General features: G+C 39.3%; 16 protein-coding genes. 7 read left to right on the forward strand and 9 right to left on the reverse strand.

Annotated elements, in window-relative coordinates; all coding sequences use genetic code 11:
* Positions 1–19: 19 nt before the first annotated feature.
* Together ACWITO_RS06935 and ACWITO_RS06940 are read right to left on the reverse strand one after the other, a co-directional pair.
* Complete coding sequence (locus ACWITO_RS06935; RefSeq protein ID WP_448529274.1) at positions 20–847, reverse strand: Uma2 family endonuclease; 828 nt, start codon at positions 845–847, stop codon at positions 20–22.
* Positions 848–925: 78 nt separating this feature from the next.
* Positions 926–2,428 carry a M61 family metallopeptidase gene (locus ACWITO_RS06940; protein WP_448529275.1) on the reverse strand — a complete coding sequence of 501 codons (1,503 nt, stop codon included), beginning with the start codon at positions 2,426–2,428 and terminating at the stop codon, positions 926–928.
* 168 nt (positions 2,429–2,596) lie between these two features.
* Here ACWITO_RS06940 and ACWITO_RS06945 point away from each other — a divergent pair, with 168 nt between their 5' ends.
* A complete protein-coding gene (locus ACWITO_RS06945; RefSeq protein ID WP_448529276.1) occupies positions 2,597–3,106 on the forward strand; it encodes a YfiR family protein in 510 nt (169 codons plus the stop codon).
* Positions 3,107–3,300: 194 nt separating this feature from the next.
* On the opposite strand, the gene trxB is transcribed toward ACWITO_RS06945, so the two are convergent.
* From trxB to ACWITO_RS06960, 3 genes are all read right to left on the reverse strand, one after another.
* On the reverse strand, positions 3,301–4,260 hold the full coding sequence (gene trxB / locus ACWITO_RS06950; protein WP_448529277.1) for a thioredoxin-disulfide reductase: 960 nt from the start codon (positions 4,258–4,260) through the stop codon (positions 3,301–3,303).
* Positions 4,261–4,317: 57 nt separating this feature from the next.
* Positions 4,318–5,781, reverse strand: coding sequence for an RtcB family protein (locus ACWITO_RS06955; RefSeq protein WP_448529278.1), 1,464 nt, complete (start codon positions 5,779–5,781; stop codon positions 4,318–4,320).
* Positions 5,782–5,865: 84 nt separating this feature from the next.
* Positions 5,866–5,997: a hypothetical protein gene (locus tag ACWITO_RS06960; protein ID WP_448529279.1), complete on the reverse strand. Its 132-nt coding sequence runs from the start codon at positions 5,995–5,997 to the stop codon at positions 5,866–5,868.
* A 93-nt stretch (positions 5,998–6,090) separates the two neighbouring features.
* Here ACWITO_RS06960 and ACWITO_RS06965 point away from each other — a divergent pair, with 93 nt between their 5' ends.
* Positions 6,091–9,273, forward strand: a complete 3,183-nt coding sequence (locus tag ACWITO_RS06965; protein WP_448529280.1) for a S8 family serine peptidase — start codon at positions 6,091–6,093, stop codon at positions 9,271–9,273.
* A gap of 51 nt (positions 9,274–9,324) precedes the next feature.
* On the opposite strand, the gene era is transcribed toward ACWITO_RS06965, so the two are convergent.
* Entirely contained in the window at positions 9,325–10,203 is an 879-nt protein-coding gene (era, locus tag ACWITO_RS06970) for a GTPase Era (protein ID WP_448529281.1), read from the reverse strand.
* A 106-nt stretch (positions 10,204–10,309) separates the two neighbouring features.
* Here era and ACWITO_RS06975 point away from each other — a divergent pair, with 106 nt between their 5' ends.
* The 5 genes from ACWITO_RS06975 to ACWITO_RS06995 all read left to right on the forward strand — a co-directional run bounded on the left by ACWITO_RS06975 (position 10,310) and on the right by ACWITO_RS06995 (position 16,792).
* Complete coding sequence (locus ACWITO_RS06975) at positions 10,310–11,638, forward strand: ABC1 kinase family protein (protein WP_448529282.1); 1,329 nt, start codon at positions 10,310–10,312, stop codon at positions 11,636–11,638.
* A gap of 82 nt (positions 11,639–11,720) precedes the next feature.
* Positions 11,721–12,506, forward strand: a complete 786-nt coding sequence (locus ACWITO_RS06980; protein WP_448529283.1) for a TIGR02757 family protein — start codon at positions 11,721–11,723, stop codon at positions 12,504–12,506.
* 579 nt (positions 12,507–13,085) lie between these two features.
* The gene (locus tag ACWITO_RS06985; RefSeq protein WP_448529284.1) at positions 13,086–14,162 is read left to right on the forward strand and encodes a hypothetical protein; all 1,077 of its coding nucleotides are present in this window, start codon (positions 13,086–13,088) and stop codon (positions 14,160–14,162) included.
* Positions 14,163–14,174: 12 nt separating this feature from the next.
* Entirely contained in the window at positions 14,175–14,666 is a 492-nt protein-coding gene (locus tag ACWITO_RS06990; RefSeq protein WP_448529285.1) for a hypothetical protein, read from the forward strand.
* A 134-nt stretch (positions 14,667–14,800) separates the two neighbouring features.
* Positions 14,801–16,792, forward strand: a complete 1,992-nt coding sequence (locus ACWITO_RS06995) for an OmpA family protein (protein WP_448529286.1) — start codon at positions 14,801–14,803, stop codon at positions 16,790–16,792.
* On the opposite strand, the gene ACWITO_RS07000 is transcribed toward ACWITO_RS06995, so the two are convergent.
* The 3 genes from ACWITO_RS07000 to ACWITO_RS07010 all read right to left on the reverse strand — a co-directional run.
* A complete protein-coding gene (locus ACWITO_RS07000; protein ID WP_448529287.1) occupies positions 16,789–17,766 on the reverse strand; it encodes a polyprenyl synthetase family protein in 978 nt (325 codons plus the stop codon). The two genes, ACWITO_RS06995 and ACWITO_RS07000, sit on opposite strands and share 4 nt — an antisense overlap.
* Positions 17,767–17,894: 128 nt before the next feature.
* On the reverse strand, positions 17,895–18,995 hold the full coding sequence (locus ACWITO_RS07005; RefSeq protein WP_448529288.1) for a M42 family metallopeptidase: 1,101 nt from the start codon (positions 18,993–18,995) through the stop codon (positions 17,895–17,897).
* 214 nt (positions 18,996–19,209) lie between these two features.
* Positions 19,210–19,680, reverse strand: a 471-nt coding sequence (locus ACWITO_RS07010; RefSeq protein WP_448529289.1) for a YidC/Oxa1 family membrane protein insertase, incomplete at its 5' end; no start/stop codon positions are given.

Raw genomic sequence — 19,680 nt, forward strand, 5'->3', positions numbered from 1 at the left:
ATGAGATGGCTCTTAAAACTCAAATTTCATCAGGATTTATACCCAACTGACGCAATTTTTCTGCAAGTTTTTCCTTTTCTTGTAAAGTTTTCGCAAGATTTTCTTGGGTTTTATGCAAATTTTCTTGCGTTTGTTGCAAATTCTCTTGAGCTTGTTGCAAATTCTCTTGAGCTTTGATAAGGTTTTCTTCTTTTTCTATTAAAACTTTTTGCGTTTCCTGTAATTTCAACTCTGCCTCTGTCAGAACTTGCAAGATTTCGGTATAAGTGGCAAATCTTTCGCCTGTGGGGCGATACAGATGCATTGTCCCTTCCTCAAAATCTAACACAAAACGAACTCCCAGCAAAGGGCTTTGCCATTCCTTGCTTACTTCTATTTCTACGAAATGCTCCCCTTCTCTAAGCCAAACCAGTAACTCATTGGTATCGGGGTCATAAAAGTAATATTCCTGAACACCATAATTTTGATAAAACACTAACTTTTGAGACATTTCGGCAGGCGTATTACCCGGCGAATTGATTTCAAAAACTACTTGTGGAGCAATATTATCCTCTTCCCACTGCTTATACGAGCCTCTATCTCCTTTCGGTCTGCCGAAAACTACCATTACATCAGGGGCTTTGCGTATGCGTGGATTGCCTTCCACAGGATACCAAAGTAAATCGCCTGCTACGAAAACATTAGGGTCTTGGGCATACATCGCCTCCAAGCCTTCTTTGATAAGCACTATCCAATTAAATTGCTTGGTATTATCTGCCATAGGTTTGCCGTCAGAATCGGGATAAACGATTGTATCTTTTTTATCCAAGTAAGTAGAAACCTTCGTTTTTCTCTCCAAAGTTTTCATTGCAAGCAAGTTTTTTTCCAAATCTACAAAAATATTTGCAAAAACAAAAGCCCTGATGCAATTCAGGGCTTTTAGCAATCAATTATTTCTCATCCATCGCTCACGCAAACGCATCTGCTCCAAAGTAGCCTGCGGATTGATAGAAAAGGTTTTTTCTTTTTCGTCGAAAGTAATACCAATTTTGTCGTAGTATTCTTTCAAGGGCAAAGGTTCGGCATTTTTTACATAACGATTAAAAAAGTCTGCTATTTCGGGATAAGTTCGTTTTACAAAAATATCAAACCATTCTTTTTCAGGGAAACTCTTGTTGGGTCCGTATTCTTTGGCAAACTCATTGATAACCTCACGCAAGCCACGCTTACCTTGCGAAAGTTCTAAAAGACGAATATCCAGCAGTCCTGCAACCAAAGCACCACGATTGTAAATATTGCCATATTGTTTCTGCCCTTCGGGAGTATAAGAAGTAAGACTCATTTTGCTCAAACTATAAGTTTTGTCATAGAAACGCTCATCAACTATTACTTTGCGGCGTAAATCTTTGAAATACTCGTCTAAGGTTTTGATGCTATAACAAATTTGCATTTTATGCGAAGCCCACTCGGTAGTTCCTTCGTAAAGCCATAAATGCTCGGAAGGGGTAGGCGTAACGAAATTAAATTTTTCAATAATTTCGCTATGAATATTCAGCGGGGTTACGATATGAAAAAACTCGTGAGCGGCAATATCCGTCATTTTTTTGCCAAAATCCTCTGTCCAGTCTTGCTCTTTGATAATGTATTCGGAGCTATACGAATGTTCCCAAGCTCCTGCATTTGCATCTTCAAAGAAAAACAAAAACGTATAACGAGGCACAGGCAAGCCATTGAGGAAAGAATCAGCGGCAACAAGCATATTAGTCATTGAAGAAAGCAGTTTTTCGGAAGTAATTTTGCCTGTTTTGGAGTAAGTGTAAAGTTCTACTTGTGTATTGCGAATTTTCGTAGAAGCCTTGGAAAGATTGCCAAAAAGAATAGGTGAATCTACGATATGGTCGTAGTTATTGGCTAAAAAATAGCCATCTTTCATTTCCAAAGCTGTACCATACTGCCACTCATTAGGGTATAAAAATTTGATTTTCAGCGGTACGGATTGCATACCTTGCGGATAGCCAAAAATCGTTTGCCCATTGATGAGGGCGTGGTCTTTTTCAAGCGAACTGCCACACATTTCGTAAATTTTATTTTCGCTTACAGGGGTATCAAAAGTTTCGGCAATATGGTAGCGAATAGTTGCTACTTTTTCAGGATTTGCGATTTCCCACTGATTTGTGCTAATTTGTTTGGTAGTAATTTTCTTTCCTTTGCTATCCAGAGCCTCAAATTTTCTTACGAAACGCCCCATATCCATTACCTGATAAGTACCCGGAGCCGTAGCGGCAAATTGATAAATTTTGTTTTCCTTGCCAAGACCTTTTACTTTCAGTTCTACTTTGAAAAGGTCATCAACTCTATCGTTCAAATTGACGATGTATTCTAAAACTTTTTGGGCGAATACATTGCTACAAAGCACCCACAAGAAAAGCAGAGAAATTACTTTTTTCATTTTTTTCAGAAATTTTTAGTTTGCACTCAAATTTAGAAGGAAATTCTTGTAACAACACAATATTTTGGTAAAAATTTCGTAATTAGTCGTAGAAAAACAGACACAAAAACAAAAAATATTTGTCTGTTTTGAAAAAAGACTTATATTTGCCCCAAAACTCTAATGACAATGAGAAAAACAATTACCCTAACGTTTATACTTTTTATTTTTGCATTTTTTGCAAAAGCCCAAATCGGAGATTACAAGTCGCATACGGTGTATATCTACAACTTCACCAAATATATTCAATGGCCTGCAACCTATCAGAGCGGTGATTTTGTGATAGCCGTTTATGGTCTTTCTCCTCTTACAGCTCAGCTACGTGCCGCTACTGCCAATAAATCCGTTGGTACGCAAAAAATTGTAGTAAAGCAGTACCTAAGTCTTAATGCTATTGAAAACCCACACATCTTATTTATTTCACTCCAACAAAGCAAAAATTTAGAAGCTATCAAGAAAAAATTGGAAGGCAAATCCACGCTGATTGTTACCGAGAAACCAGGTTTAGGACCGCAAAGCCATATCAATTTTATTTTGCGAGAAGGTAAGTGGAAAATTGAATTAAATAGTGCCGCCGTAGAAGCGGCAGGTTTGAAAGTATCTGCCCAACTTTCCAGAATTGCTATCCCTGTAAGATAAAGCTCATACTAGAAAAGATTGTAGTGGTTTAGGTTGTTGTATGGAAACAGGAAATATGAAGCAGGAAGCAAGATGTAGGAAATAGGTTTTTTGAAAATTGATAACTGCAAAAGAATGAGTTAATTTAGTTTTACTATCAGGACAAAGCCTTCAAAATTTTGAAGGCTTTGTCGTTGGTTTGATAAGAATCATCTTTACGCAGTAGCTTCTGCCTCTACTTCTTTTTGGGCAAGGTATCTTTCGGCATCCAGAGCCGCCATACAGCCTGTACCTGCCGCCGTAACTGCTTGCCGATAAATGTGGTCTTGGGCATCGCCACAAGCAAATACACCCGCTACATTGGTACGTGTAGAGCCTTTTTCGGTAATCAAATAGCCATTTTCGTCCATATCCAAAATTCCTTTGAATATATCTGTATTGGGCTTATGACCAATGGCTACGAAAAAACCTTGTACAGGAATATCTCTCAATTCGCCTGTTTGAGTATTTTTAATTCGTATGCCTTCTACTTGTTCAGAGCCTAAAATTTCTTCGGTAACCGAGTTCCAAATAATTTCAATGTTAGGGGCAGACATTACACGTTTTTGCATAATTTTAGAGGCTCGCATTTCATCGCGTCTGACAATCATATACACTTTGTTGCATAGTTTGGAAAGATAGCTCGCCTCTTCGCAAGCCGTATCTCCTGCTCCCACCACTGCCACATCTTTGCCTCGGAAGAAAAAGCCATCGCAAACTGCACAAGCCGAAACTCCTTTCCCGTTTAAGCGTTGCTCAGCTTCTAAGCCAAGCCACTTGGCAGAAGCTCCCGTAGCAACAATCACCGCTTCGGCTTCAATCATAAAACTATCATCTACCACTACTTTATGCATTCCTCCTGCTTCAAATTCTACTTTTGTAATCATTCCATTGCGAACTTGCGTACCAAAACGCTCTGCTTGGCGTTGGAAATCCATCATCATTTGCGGACCCATAATGCCATCAGGATAGCCTGGGTAATTTTCTACATCACTGGTAATGGTAAGCTGACCGCCGGGTTGGCTACCTGTATAAAGTACAGGATTTAAGCCTGCACGAGCCGCATAAATAGCCGCAGTATAGCCTGCGGGTCCTGAACCAATAATTAAGACTTTTACTCTTTCTTTGACTTGCATTGCTGTTTTTTGTTTAGTACCTAAATACAATGAATTTTTGAGTCAAAAAGTTCAATTCTAATCTTCTCTACCGAGCTTGTTTTCGTCAGGATCTGCCATACGTACAATTTTAGGGATAAATTTTGCCAAAATATCTACCAAATCTTGTTGGGCAAGCATTACGGCGTTGATGTCCTTATACACCATAGGTGCTTCGTCCAAATCGCCTCCTACCAGCATTACTCCTTTTTCTGCCAAAAACTTTTTAATTTCGGACATTGTAAAAGTTTGATGAGCTTTGCTACGACTCATCAGCCTACCTGCCCCGTGAGAAGCAGAATACAAGGCTTGCTCAAAACCCTTGCCTCGCACTACAAAGCCCGCCGTAGCCATAGAACTGGGAATAATACCCAAAATGCCTTTTTGAGCAGGGGTAGCCCCTTTTCTATGCACAATCACCGTTCTACCATCGGGCAAGGTTTCTTTCCAAGCAAAATTATGATGATTTTCTATCAGCAGTACAGGTTTTTCGCCGATAGCTCTTGCCAAACGTCTGTGTATCTGATGATGATTGGCAGAGGCATACTCACCTGCCAAGTTCATTGCTATCCAGTATTCTTGTCCTTCTTCACTATCCAAGTCCAGCCAAGCAAGGTGTTGTGCCTGCTTGGGAAGTTTTGTTTTTTGCATAGCAATTTTAGAATAATGATTTGCTACACTTGCCCCAAATCCACGAGAGCCAGAATGAGAAAGCAATGCCAAATATTTACCTTTGGGCAAAAAATTCAAATCGGCAGAGTTTTCTTCCATAATTTCCAAAATACCCCACTCCACAAAGTGGTTGCCTGTACCCGAAGTGCCTATTTGGCTCATTGCTTTGGATAAAAGGTTTCTGATAAATGGCGTAGCTTTCCAATTAGGATTTTCCCAAACATCATCAGGCAAAGGATTTTTATTTTTTTCACCAATACCAAAAAAAGTATTAGCTACCAGATACTTTTTGAACTCTTCTTTTTTTTGCTCTAAATACATTGCGTCAATATCAAAAACGCTCAAACACATACGGCAAGCAATATCCACCCCCACAGCATAAGGAATAACAGCCTTTTCGGTGGTAGCCAAAACGCCTCCAATAGGTAAGCCATAGCCGTGATGGGCATCGGGCATTAGTGCCCCTGCCACTGCCACAGGCAATTTCATTGCCGTATTCATTTGCTCCAAAGCGGCAGATTCAATATGCTCTGCACCAAAAATCTGATACGGCAAAGCCTCTGAACGCAAATCAAAGGCTAATTCTTCTTGTTTGCGGTCGGTGGTGGTGGGTGGTTGCAACTTTTGCACCATTGCGGCAAGTTCTGCAAAGGTTTCGCTTGCCAAAAAATTCTCAGGATTTTGAGCTAAATCTTGGTAGAGGCTCAAAATTTCACTTTTTTCATATTTTCCTTGCTTGATGAGGTGTTTGGCAAGTTTTCCTGCTTCAATCAAAACAGCTTTTTCGTAAAAAAAGTGCTTTAACTCATTGTTATTGATTTTCGTTCCCATAGTGAAAAATCATTGATGTTTGTGGTTTAGAAAATAAAAAAGTCCGAAACTCATTTCGGACTTTGGAATAGTGGAGTAAAAAAATTACGATTTCTGTTTTTGCCACCATTGCACAAAGCCCTGCCTTTTGCCTGAATCAAGCAAGAAAAGCATAACATCAGCCTTATTTTGAGGCTGTGCGTTTAGATTGGAGGAATATTTTGCGTATAGTAGCATAAAATTTTTTCTTTGAGTTGCAAAGGTAAATTAAATTTCGTACATTGCCAAACTTTCCGAAATTTTTTTTCGCAAAAATCAAATTCAAAAACAATGCAAAAGAAGTTTTTACTCTCGTTATTTCTTTTGGGTTTGGGTTTATGGTCTTTCGCCCAGGACTACCGCCTAATGTTGCAGTCGGGTAGTATGCCCAATGCCATCAGCGTGGAGCAATACGCTTTACGCAAAGCAAATCTTTCGGGTAGCCGAATGGGAAATGGTAACTATGTTATTTTACAATTTCATCAAATTCCCACCCAAAGCCAAAAAGAACAAATTCGCAGAGCAGGTATTCAACTATTTGATTACCTTCCTCATTTTGCTTTTTGGGCATACTTGCCTGATGAAGTAGCCAGTGATAGATTGCAAAATTTGGGCATTAGAAATATTTATCCTTATGCCCCTTCGGATAAAATAGCAAAACTCATCACTGAAAAAGGTATCCCTGAATGGGCAATCAAAGAACGAGGAACCGTAGATTTGCTCGTACAATTTTATCCTAATATTTCCTTGCAAGAAGCCCATATAAGGTTAGTTTCTTTGGGTTGGGTGAAAGTAGTACAAGAAAAGTTTTTGGCAGATGTAAGTATTTTGCGAGTACCTATCCAAAAGTTGCAAGATTTGGCTCAAATTCCTTTTGTGTATTTTATAGAGCCAATTTTCCCACCTGCCCAGCTTGAAAACCGAGAAGCTACGAGCAATCACCGCATCAATTTCGTAAATTCTGAATATGTAGGTGGTAGAAAGTATGACGGCACAGGCATTGTGGTTTCAATGGGAGATGACGGCACTGCCGATACGCACATTGATAAAAAAGGCAGAATTACCAACAACACTACTTCCAATAGCGGTAGCCACGGCGACCACGTTTCGGGAATTATTATGGGTGCAGGAAATCTTAATCCTCTGATGAAAGGACAAGCACCCGGGGCTCATCTGGAAGTATATTCTTGGCACGATGATATAGACCAAATGCCCACGCCTTACAATACCAAGAATGTTCGCATTACTTCACACTCTTTGGGAGAAACTTTGAATGCAGGCTATAATACAGGAGCCAGACAAGTAGATCAGCAAATACGCCAAATGCCCGACCTAATGCACGTATTTTCGGCAGGTAATAGTGGCTCGGCATTTTATACCATTACAGGCGGTAGAAAAGCAGGTAAAAACGTCATTGCCGTAGCCAATCTTTCTAAAACAGATGTTATCAGCAGTAGTAGTAGCCGAGGTCCCGCCGCTGATGGCAGACTAAAACCCGAGGTTGCGGCAGTAGGTACGAGTGTAAATTCTACCCTAGAAAACAATACTTATGGCTCTAATTCAGGTACCTCAATGGCTTGTCCTGCTGTATCGGGTACGCTGGCGGCTTTGTACCACGCTTACCGAGCCTTGAATAGCAACGCTATGCCCACTTCCGATATTATCAAAGGAATTGTAATGAATACAGCTGATGATTTGGGCAATGCTGGTCCCGATTTTACCTTTGGCTATGGTCGTATCAATGCCCGAAGAGCAGTGCTTACTTTGGAACAAAACCGCTATTATGTAAATAGTATCAGCCAAGGGCAAACCCAAACCCAAAACATTACCGTTCCTGCGGGTACTAAACAGCTCAAAGTAATGCTTTATTGGAACGATTATGAAGGTGCGGCAGGGGCAAGTGTTCCTTTGGTCAATAATTTGAACCTCACCGTTACCCCCCCTTCTGCCTCGCCTGTAAATCCTTGGGTTTTGAACCCCAGTGCTACTTCCGACCCCGCAGTACGTGGTGTAGATAACATCAACAACTCCGAGCAAGTAACCATTGATGACCCTACGGCTGGCACTTATACTATTTCAGTAAATGGTTTTGCTGTACCCCAAGGTCCTCAGCAATATGTAGTGTGCTACGAGTTTGTGCAAGATGATGTTGTGCTTACTTTCCCTATCGGGGGAGAAAGCTTTACGCCGGGAACCGTTGAAAAAATTCGTTGGGACGCTTGGGGCAGTTCAGGTACTTTCAATTTGGAATATTCCACAAATGGCGGAACTACTTGGACAAGCATCACCACAGGACTTTCAGGCTCTTCACGCTCTTTCGATTGGACTGTTCCTAATGTACAAAGTGGGCAGGTACGTGTACGTGTGAGCAAGGGAACTTTGCAATCGCAAAGCATTGCTAATTTTTCCATTATGCCTTTTCCGAGTGGTTTAACTGCTTCTGCGGGTTGTTCGGGGGTAAATCTTTCTTGGACAGCTGTTTCGGGAGCTACCAGCTACGAAGTTTTCCGTTTAGGAACAAAATATATGGAATCCGTAGGGACAACTACTGCCACCACCTTCACCGACAACGTAGCCACAGGCGATACTTATTGGTATGCCGTTAGAGCATTGGGAGCAAGCGGTGCAGTAAGCCGTAGATGTAACGCTGTTTCTTTCAATTTCACTTCTACCGTGTGTGCTACTGATGCGGCGGTTACCAATATTAGCCCTTCGGGCAATTCTTGTGTAATGAGCGAAAATACAGAAGTAAGAGTTACGGTTCGCAATGTTGGTACTTCCAGCCTTAGCAATCTTACCGTAAATTACGAAATTCGCAAATCTGATAATAGCGTAGTGCTTACAGGCTCAAGGAATATTGCCTCGCTAGCGGCTAATGCTTCGCAAGATGTTACTTTCAATGCCGATTTAGGAATTATTGACGAAACCTATCAGATTTCGGCTACCGTAAGCGTAACAGGCGACCAAAACGCTTCCAACAACCAAAGAAATGTAAATGCTAAAAATACAAGTATTCAACTTGCACTTACTTACGATAACGGCGTTTTGAGAGCCACCCCCGGGCACCGAAACTATCGCTGGTTCAAAGACGGAGTATTTTTGGCAAATACCTCTACCAATCACGAATGGACACCCAATACTTTGGGAACTTACCAAGTAGAAGCCCAATCTTCTACGAATACCTGCAAAAGAATGTCGAATGAAGTAGTGGTAACGGTACTTTCTTTGCAAGATGTTTCCAGCGAGCTACTGATTGCCCCTAATCCCACAGAAAATGCAATCAGCATTACTTTGCCCAAAAACTTGCAAAATAATGCCCAATTCACGCTCATAGATGTAAAAGGCAGAAAACTGATGGAAGGCTCCTTGCAAGAAAATCAGAATGTTGATGTAAGCAAATTGCCCAAAGGTTTGTACATTTTAGAAATCAAAAATGCTACCCACCGAGCTATTCGGAAAGTAGCCAAGCAGTAAAATACTGCTTTCTATCAAAATCCCCTTTCTTGCAAAACGAAAGGGGATTTTTTAGTCTACTTGATAGCCCAATCTTTTGAGCCATTTTTCTTGCTTACGCCAATCTTTTTCTACTTTCACAAACTGCTCCAAATGCACTTTTTTGCCAAAAAACTGCTCCATTTCTTTGCGAGCCTCTGTACCTACTTTTTTCAAATCTTTACCTCCTTTCCCTATCAAAATGCCCTTTTGGCTATCCCTTTCTACAATAATTTCCGCCTGAATATGCAAAAGTTCCTCGCTTTCTTTGAAGGCAACAATTTGTACATCTGTACTATACGGCACTTCTTTTTGGTAATGTAAAAAAATCTTTTCTCGTAAAATTTCTGCCGCAAAAAAACGCTCTGTTTTATCTGTAAGAGCTTCTTCATCAAAATAAGCAGGATGTTGGGGCAGTTTTTCTATAATTTTTTGCAAAAGCACATCTATTTGAAACCGATTGCTTGCCGAAATAGGCAATATCGGCACATTGGGGAAAATTTGTTGCCATTCTAAAACTTTATTTTCCAAAGTTTTTTGGTTAATCAAGTCAATTTTATTGAGGATAATCATTAGGCGGTCTTGGTGCTTTGATAAAAGCGAAATCAATTTTTCGTCCTTTTCGTTATCGCTTGCATCAATCACCCACAAAAGCAAATCGGCATCTTCCAAACATTCCTCCACAAATCTCATCATTACTTTGTGCAGAGCATATTTGGCTTCAATAATGCCTGGCGTATCAGAAAAGACAATCTGATAACTATCCGTAGTAAGAATACCCTTGATTCGGTGGCGAGTAGTTTGAGCCTTGGGCGTAACAATCGCAAGTTTTTCACCTACAAGAACATTCATTAACGTAGATTTGCCCGCATTGGGCTTACCAACAATATTTACAAAGCCTGATTTCATCATTTTGCGTTTAGAGTTTGGGGACGCTACAATATTTGCAGAAATTTAATCTGTATTTCACGAAACTTTGCTCCCCAAAATTTAGTTTTGCAAAAAAAGGCTTTTTTCTATGAAAAAACAAGAAAGTATCCCAACTTCCAAAGTAGCTCGTGCCACTAAATTCATTCAGACAGGTGTAAAAGTAGGCGGAAATTACCTAAAACACTATGCCAAAAAACTTGTAAATCCTGAACTCAGCAAAGAAGAACTACACGAAAGCAATGCCGAAGATATCTACAAAACTTTGAGCCAACTCAAAGGTAGTGCCTTGAAAGTGGCTCAAATGATGAGTATGGATAAAAATGTTTTGCCCAAAGCCTATGTAGATAGATTTACGATGGCTCAGTATTCTGCCCCTCCCCTTTCGTATCCGCTGGTAGTAAAAACATTCAAGCAGCATTTAGGCAAAGCCCCCACCGAAATTTTTGAAACATTCAGCAAAGATGCCGTCAATGCCGCCTCTATCGGGCAGGTACATCAGGCAACCCTGAAAGGCAAAAAGTTTGCTGTAAAAATTCAGTATCCGGGAGTAGCCGAAAGCATTAAATCCGATTTGCGAATGGTGAAACCTTTTGCCGTAAGACTTCTGAATATGAACGAAAAAGACATTGATTTGTATATGCAAGAAGTAGAAAGCAAACTTTTAGAAGAAGCCGACTACGAACTTGAACTCAAACGCTCTTTGGAAATATCAAAAGCCTGCTCTCACCTGCCCGACCTTTTTTTTGCCAATTACTATCCTGAATATTCTTGCAAAAAAATCTTGACAATGGACTGGCTGGAAGGCAAGCATTTGCCCGAATTTTTGAAAACCAACCCTTCGCAAGAAGTACGTAACCGCATCGGGCAAGCCCTTTGGGATTTTTACGATTACCAAATTCATACGCTCCGAGCCGTACACGCCGACCCCCACCCCGGAAATTTTCTGCTCACCCCCGAAGGCAAAGTGGGTGTTATTGATTTTGGCTGTATCAAAGAAATTCCGCAAGAATACTACGACAATTACTTCATTGTCATCAATCCGTATCTGCTGAAAGATGATGCTACGCTTTTACAAACCTTCAAAAATTTAGGGTTCATTTTACCCCAAGATACCCCCGAACAGCAAGCCCTTTTCGCAAAACTTTTCAAAGGTATGATAGAACTGCTCGGCAAGCCATTCCACAAGGAAACTTTTGATTTCGGTGATGATAGCTATTTTCAAGAAATTTATGAGTATGCCGAAAGTTTGGCTCGCACCGAAGAGCTTCGCAAAGCCAATCAGGCTCGTGGTTCAAGGCACGGCTTGTATATCAATAGAACGTATTTTGGTTTGTACTCTATCCTGAACCAACTCAAAGCCCATATTCGTACCACTAAACCTGAATTTTTAAGCAAACCGATTATGCAGAACCCTTAAACTTTCTGTAATTGTTCAGGTCTAATTTGTAGTGAGGAAATTGTGTGTTTCAAAATCAAACCTTCCAACTTTGAACTCTAAGATGCAAGTCAAGCAACTTTTGGAGCAAGCCTACTTACGCTTCAATCAGCCTGCTTTCATTGAAAATGACCCCATTTGCATACCTCATAGTTTTAGCCAAAAGCAAGATATAGAAATTGCAGGCTTTTTTGCCGCTACGCTGGCTTGGGGGCAAAGAAAAGTGATTATTCGCAAATGCCAAGAGCTTATGCAAATGATGGATAACGCCCCTTACGATTTCATCAAAAACTTTCAGCAAAACGATTTGAAGCCTTTTTTGCAGTTTAAGCATCGTACTTTCAATACCGATGATACACTTTATTTTCTACATTTTCTGCAATACTGGTATCAAAACAACGATAGCTTAGAAAATGCTTTTGTAGCAAATTTTTCTTTGCAGGAAAAAACCATAGAAAAAGCCCTTATTCATTTTGAAAAGCTATTTTTTTCTCTTCCTTTTGCTCTTGCACGCACACGCAAGCATATTGCTACTCCTGCACGTAAATCTACCTGCAAGCGACTTTGTATGTTTTTGCGTTGGATGGTACGAAAAGATAAAAAAGGGGTTGATTTTGGATTATGGAAAAAAATAAAACCTTCGCAACTGGTTTGCCCTTGTGATGTACATACCGAACGCACTGCCCGTGCATTAGGGCTTATCACTCGGAAGCAAACAGATTGGCTTACTGCTTTGGAACTCACCGAAAATCTAAGTACCTTTTGCCCCCAAGACCCTGTAAAATATGATTTCGCCCTTTTTGGATTAGGAGAGAGTAAAATTAACAATTTTTTTATACATCTAACTTGACTTTCTTTTCTATAAAGTTTTTCTTTGTAACGATTTTTAACTTAACTTCTTAATTTTTATGCTAAAACAAAGAAATTCAATGAGTTACCCCCCCCACTTGGGAAATTAAAGTGGATTACCGCAATAACTATTTTACTACACCTTGCGGCTTGTAAGGATAAAAAGTACCTTGAACCACAAAATTTTAGTTCTCAATTATTATCAGTACTACAAGAATGGTACTCTAAAAACCCTGCTACTTGGAAAAACTTTTCAAAAAGTAAAAGTGCCAGAATAAACGAGGCAGATACTTCTCTTTTTCATCCTCAATGGCAGCAAAGTTCTACTTTAGTAGATAATGAAGGAAATTATGTTTTTATTATTCCTGTTCATAGAGAGTTTTTAGTCGCTTATACCAACGACTATGATGTTATTCGCCGTCTGAGATTAGTTACTAATGAAAATGGTGAAATTATCCACGCTTCAATCGTAGAAGTTATATCTGAAAGAAACTCATTACAAACAATAGAAAAGAACCTTTTACGAAATCTCAATTATCTTGAAGTAAGCAACTTTTCTGGAGTCATTCTTGAATACGATATGAGCTATCAATTACAAAGAAGTCGTTTTTGGCTCAATGGTAATTTAGTAAAGCAAGGGATTGAAATCAGCTTTGAACAAGAAACAGATAGTAACTCCCAACGCAGTGGGGATTGTTTTCCTGTATATATGTATGTAAGAATACCTGGCGATTGCCCCAATACAGGACAACCTGGGCATACTGGACAAATGTGTCTTGTACAAGATACTTGGGTCAGAGTACTCGCAGGTTACGACTGCTTTCTTGATAGTGTAGCACCTACACCTGTAGATTTAGGTGGTGGAGGATCTAGCATAACTGATCCTTCCTATGGTTTTTTATCAGGTTGTTGTGGAAGTCTTGGAGGCGATACTGGCAGTAATATCGGTGGACCGAGAGGAAGCTATTACAATATAGACCCTAATTACCTACCACCAAATTTTGATGATCCCAATGGTATCTACAAAGCATACAAAAAAGCATTAAAAGATGACCTAGATGAAACAAAGTCCTTTATTCAAAATTTTGGTATTTCTACAATACCAGATTTACAAAAAATAGTGTCCTATAAACGAATAAGACAAGAAGCATTAGAAAAAGCAATAAATGACATTGCAATTATTGAAAAATCTACTCATCAGTATAAGTTTATTTCGTTGCCTCCTGAAAATGGGCGTCTAAGTGGTGAAATCTATTATGATGTGGCGAATAGCAAGATAGTTATTGCTTTTCCTCAAAGTACTAATGGTAAAAGTTACTTGGGTTTGAAAGCTCACGAAGTGCATCATGGTGCTCAATTTGAAACAGGCAAGCTATCTTTCAACAAAATTGCTGGAAAAGCAGGAGTACTCTATGATTTACAAGATGAAGTTGAATGCTATAGTATTCAATATACTTTACAAACTAATGAAGTAACATATGGAATGGTTGATATAGAGCTTAATCCTTCCCCAAGTTTTACAGTAAATACTTCTACTGTATTGGGATTGGGTATCTATAATACTTTGCCTGCTACACAAATTACAATTAACACAAACCCACAAGGAACAAATTTACAAAATGCAACTAATCCTACGGATATTTTTGTTAAACCTTAAAGCGAAGCTATTATGAAAAAGATATTATTATTAGCTTGTATTGTGTTTTTCTCTATACAAGCTCAAGCCCAAAATTCAGATTTGTGGTATAAAATTCAGGAAATTAGACAACGATACTTTCCTGAAACAATCAATGAAAATTTACATTCTAGAGCTGGTGGTTTTGGTACAGACCCCTACAAATCGTATGCCCCAAGCTACTTCAAATCACCAGTAGTTATTATTGACCATCAGTATGTAAGTTATCCGGGGTCAATAAATGCAGAGCAAGAAGCTCTTGCTAAAATAAATACTTATCAATTAAGTCAAATTGCAGGAATAAATTATATTACTAAATCAGAAATGCCTAATTCAGCATTTTTTAGGTCTGATGATACAGCTAATGGAGTTATAGCCATTTATACTCATGAGTTTACAGCAGCTAATCCTTGGGTTAGGAATACCTTCAAAATCTCTTTTGAAAACGGACAAATAGGTGATAGAAAGAACAAGTCAGGAAAATAAGAAAACAAAAACTCCACCTTCAAAAGTGGAGTTTTTATTTGCCTTTGAGTTGAAAACCCACCAAGATTTTTACTCATAATCTTTCCTTTTTCGCTCAAAATTTTTAACTTTATTGCCACAAAAATTGAGTTTTTATGAAAAAACTATACTGCTTTTGGTGGCTTTTTTTGATTACAGGTGCTGTTTTTGCCCAAAAAAAATCCTTAAAGCAAGCCGAATATCATTTTAGCTATCAAGAATACAGCCTTGCTATTCCCTATTACGAAGCGTATATCAACGAAGAAGCAAAACTTGAAAAAATTGTAGATGCCAGCTACAAATTAGGCATTTGTTATCTGCAAACTGCCCACAAAGGGAAAGCACTGCCTCATTTAGAATTTGTACATCAATACGCCCCCAAACATCATAAAAACCTCACTTATTATCTTGCCCAAGCCTATCATTTCTTGCACAATTGGGATAAAGCCGAAAAGTTCTACCAAATAGCAATGAATGAAAGCGAATTTGCCAAAGATATTCCCAAGCATTTGGAGGAATGCAAATATGGTAGAGAATATACAAAAAATCCTTCAAGGGTAGTTATTGAAAACTTAGGCGATATACTCAATTCGCCTTATCCCGAATATGTACCTGTTATTTCCGAAGACGAAAAAGTGATGCTTTTTACCGCCCGCCGACCCAATACCACAGGCGGCGGCAAAGACTACGACCAAGAATATTTTGAAGATATTTACATTTCCGAACACATCAACGGCAAATGGACAGAGCCTAAAAACCTGCCTCGCCCTATCAATGGCAACTCTCACGATGCCTGTATAGCCCTTTCCCCTGACGGCACAAAACTTTTTGTCTATAAAACAGGCTCGGGCAAAGAAAAAATGGGAGATATTTACATTTCCGAAAAAAAATCAGATGGCTCTTGGACTGAACCCAAATCTATGGGCAATAAAATCAATACCAAATACCGAGAGCCTTCTATTTCTATCACCCACGACGGCAATACGGTGTATTTTTCCAGCGATAGACCCGGGGGCTTTGGAGGGCTGGATATCTACAAATCTACCAAAAACGAAAAAGGCGAATGGGGCGAACCTATCAATTTAGGACCTACTATCAATACCCCTTACGACGAAGATGCCCCTTTTATTCACAACGAAAGCACTCTTTATTTCAGTTCGCAAGGGCATAGCTCTATGGGCGGGTACGATATTTTTGTAAGCGAGCTAAAAGACGGAAAATGGACAACACCGCTCAATATGGGCTTCCCTATCAATACGGCAGATGATGATATTTATTTTGTAGTTTCGGCAGATAATAAAAGAGGCTATTTTTCATCGGGCAGAGCTGGTGGCTTGGGCGATAAAGATTTGTATGTTACCTATTTGCCTGAAAGAAAACTAGAATACGTGAAAGTAGATAAAAATACTCAAATCCCCGATAAGCAAGTCGCTATCAATATCCCAACACCTCAAACCCCTACCCAAGAGGAGAAAAAATTTATTACTATTCTAAAAGGCACTATTCGTGATGCCAAAACCAAAGAAAGACTTTCCGCCGCTATAACGCTTTACGATTTGAGGGATAATCATTTGGAGGAAGAAATGACTTCGGAAGAAGGTACTGGGAAATACGAAACGCTTATTTCTGCCGATAAACGCTTCTTGATAAGTGTAGATAAAGAAGGCTATATGTTTCATTCAGAGGAGTTTATTGTACCACCCCAACCCAAAGATAAAAACCAAGAAATTATCGTAGATATTGACCTTGTACGTATTGAAAAAGGTGCAAAAATCAGACTTAAAGTCTTTTATGACTTTGATAAAGATTTTCTCAGGCAAGAATCTATCGTAGAACTGGAAAAATTGGCGGCATTTCTGCAACGTTACCCCAAGGTAAAGGTAGAAATTTCAGGTCATACCGATGCCATTGGTACAGAAGCCAAAAATCAAGGTCTTTCGGAACGTAGAGCTCAATCAGTGGTGCGTTATCTGATTGAAAAAGGCATAGACGGCAAGCGTCTGGTAGCCAAAGGTTATGGCGAGTTACGTCCTATTGCCCCCAACGATACCGACGAAGGCAGACAGCTCAACCGCCGTACTGAGTGCGAAATTATTAGTGTGAATTAGTGTGTCCGTTCAATGGTAAATTGCAAAAGTTTTTGTAAGGCTATGCTATACTCATTTTGAGGCAAAAAGCTATTCATCAGTGTAATAGCTTCTTGATAGTATTTCTGCATTTTTTCTTGGGCGTATTCAATGCCTCCTTTGCGTTTTACGAAATCTACTACTTTTTGGACGGTGCTATTTTTATGGCTTGCGTTTTTGATAAGAAAAATAATTTCTCGTTTTTCAAGCCAAGAGGCTTGTGAAAGGGCATAAATCAGGGGTAAGGTCATTTTTTTCTCTTTGATGTCAATACCCACAGGCTTTCCAATTTCCGCATCGCCGTAGTCAAACAAATCATCTTTGATTTGAAAGGCGATACCAACTTTTTCGCCAAAAATTTTTGCTTTTTCTTGCATTTCAGGGCTAACCCCTGCCGAACAAGCCCCCACAGCACAACAAGAAGCTATCAGGGAAGCGGTTTTCTGACGAATAACCTCAAAATAAATCTCTTCGGTAATATCTAATTTGCGAGCTTTGGCAATTTGTAGAAGTTCTCCTTCGCTCATTTCGCGTACCGCAGTAGAAACAATTTGTAGCAAATCAAAATCTTGATTATCCACAGATAGCAGTAACCCCCTTGAAAGCAGATAATCGCCCACGAGTACAGCAATTTTATTTTTCCAAAGAGCATTGATAGAAAAAAAGCCTCTCCGATACATAGAATCATCAACTACGTCATCGTGTACAAGGGTAGCCGTGTGCAAGAGTTCAATGAGAGAGGCTCCCCGATAGGTTTTCTCGTTAATTGCTCCACAAGCCCCTGCGATGAGAAAAACAAACATCGGACGTATCTGCTTGCCCTTGCGTTTTACGATATAATGCGTGATAGCATCAAGCAAAAACACTTTGCTTTGCATAAAGGAACGAAACTTTTGCTCAAAGAGCTTCATTTCGTTTTGTATAGGGGCTTGTATTTCTTCTATGCGAATAGGCATTACAAATGCTAAAGGAAAAAACTATATCAAGATTGAGTGATTTTCAAGATTTACAAGATTTTTTGATTTCAGGAATTCAAAAAACGAGCCTATTTTATTGAGTAAAAACTCGCTTATACAGGCAAATTTTACCTAAAATACCTAAAATCGTGCTTGTTGGGCAGTTGCAAAAGAAACTCATACATTAACTTGATGATATTTTCTACATCATCTTTATGTACGGTTTCTACGGTAGTGTGCATATATTTGAGTGGCAAAGAAATAAGAGCCGAAGGCACACCACTATTAGAATAAGCAAAAGAATCGGTATCTGTACCCGTAGAACGAGATACTGCCGCCCTCTGATAAGGTATATTCTTTTTCTGGGCAACTTCAAAAAGCATTTTCAGTACATTCACCTGTACGGCAGGACCAAACGTAAGCACTGGACCCTTTCCTGCTGTAAAATCGCCATCTACGATTTTGTTGTAAAGAGGAGCTTGCGTGTCGTGGCAAACATCTGTGATAATTGCTACATTTGGCTTGATAGCGTGAGCCACCATTTCGGCACCTCGCAAACCGATTTCCTCCTGCACACAATTAGCAATATACAAGCCAAAGGGCAGTTTCTTTTTATTTTCTGAAAGCAAGCGAGCTACTTGGGCTATCATATACCCGCCAATTCGGTTATCTATGCCCCTACCTACGTAGTAGCGGTCGTTGAGTTCAAAGAGTTCGTCTGCAAATGTAATCACAGAACCTACATTTACTCCCTTATCCAATACCTCTTGCTTGGAAGAGCAACCAATATCAATGTAGATATTTTTCATATCGGGCATAGGGTCGCGGTCTTTTTCGTGGCGAACGTGAATGGCGGGCCAGCCAAAAATACCCTTCACAATGCCTTTATCGCCGTGTATATTTACACGCATAGAAGGAGCTATCACGGGGTCAGAGCCTCCGTTACGTCTTACATAAATGTAGCCGTTGTCTGTAATATAATTGACAAACCAAGAAATTTCGTCAGAATGAGCTTCTATCACTACTTTGTACTCTGCTTGGGGGTTGATGATACCCACTACACTGCCATAGGCATCAATGTAATAATCATCAATAAAAGGCTTTACATATTCCAGCCAAATCTGCTGACCGCTCACTTCAAAACCAGTAGGCGAAGCATTGTTGAGATATTTGTATAAAAACTCTTTGGGCGAGAGTTGCTCTGATAAATTTGTTTTTTTCTTTGCCATAATTCAGATGATTTTATGTTCCAATGTTGTTTCAAAACTTTCTGATTTCCAAACTATTTTTGTAATTATTTATGTTCAAAAAGTTTGTTGTTTGAGGTTCAAGCCTTTAAGGGCTTTATCTCTCATTTTTTCTTTCAGACATCTATTTTCTAAAATCCTGTTTCTTGTATCTTGTTTCCTGTATCCTTATTGCAAACTATACCTAAACAATTACCTACTTTTTCCCTTTCCCTTTGTTGTTCTTTTTTTGCTCAATGCTTTTCTTTTTAGCTTCCAAACGCTCTTGTTGGGCTTTCAGGGCATTTTCTAATCTTTCCTGAAAACCACTTTTCTTTTTATCTTTGTTTTTAAGCCTATTGGCTTCCAAAATTGCCTTGATTTTATCCTCATTCACCAATTTTTTGATACCAATTTGTTGCAAAACAGAAAGTAAGTTAGTTACCAAGTAGTAATAGCTCAAACCTGCGGGGTAAGAGTTTAGCATAAACATAAACACAAGGGGCATAATATAGCCTGCCATTTTCATTGGTCCTTCTACTGATGAAGTTTGGTTGGCAAAGTAGGTATACAAAATAGTGGAAGCTGTCATCAGAATAGTAAAAAGACTAACGTGATTGCCATAAAAAGGAATATGAAAGGGCAGGGTAAGAATAGAATCGTAAGTGGAAAGGTCTTCTGCCCACAG

The organism is Raineya sp., from assembly GCF_053497555.1.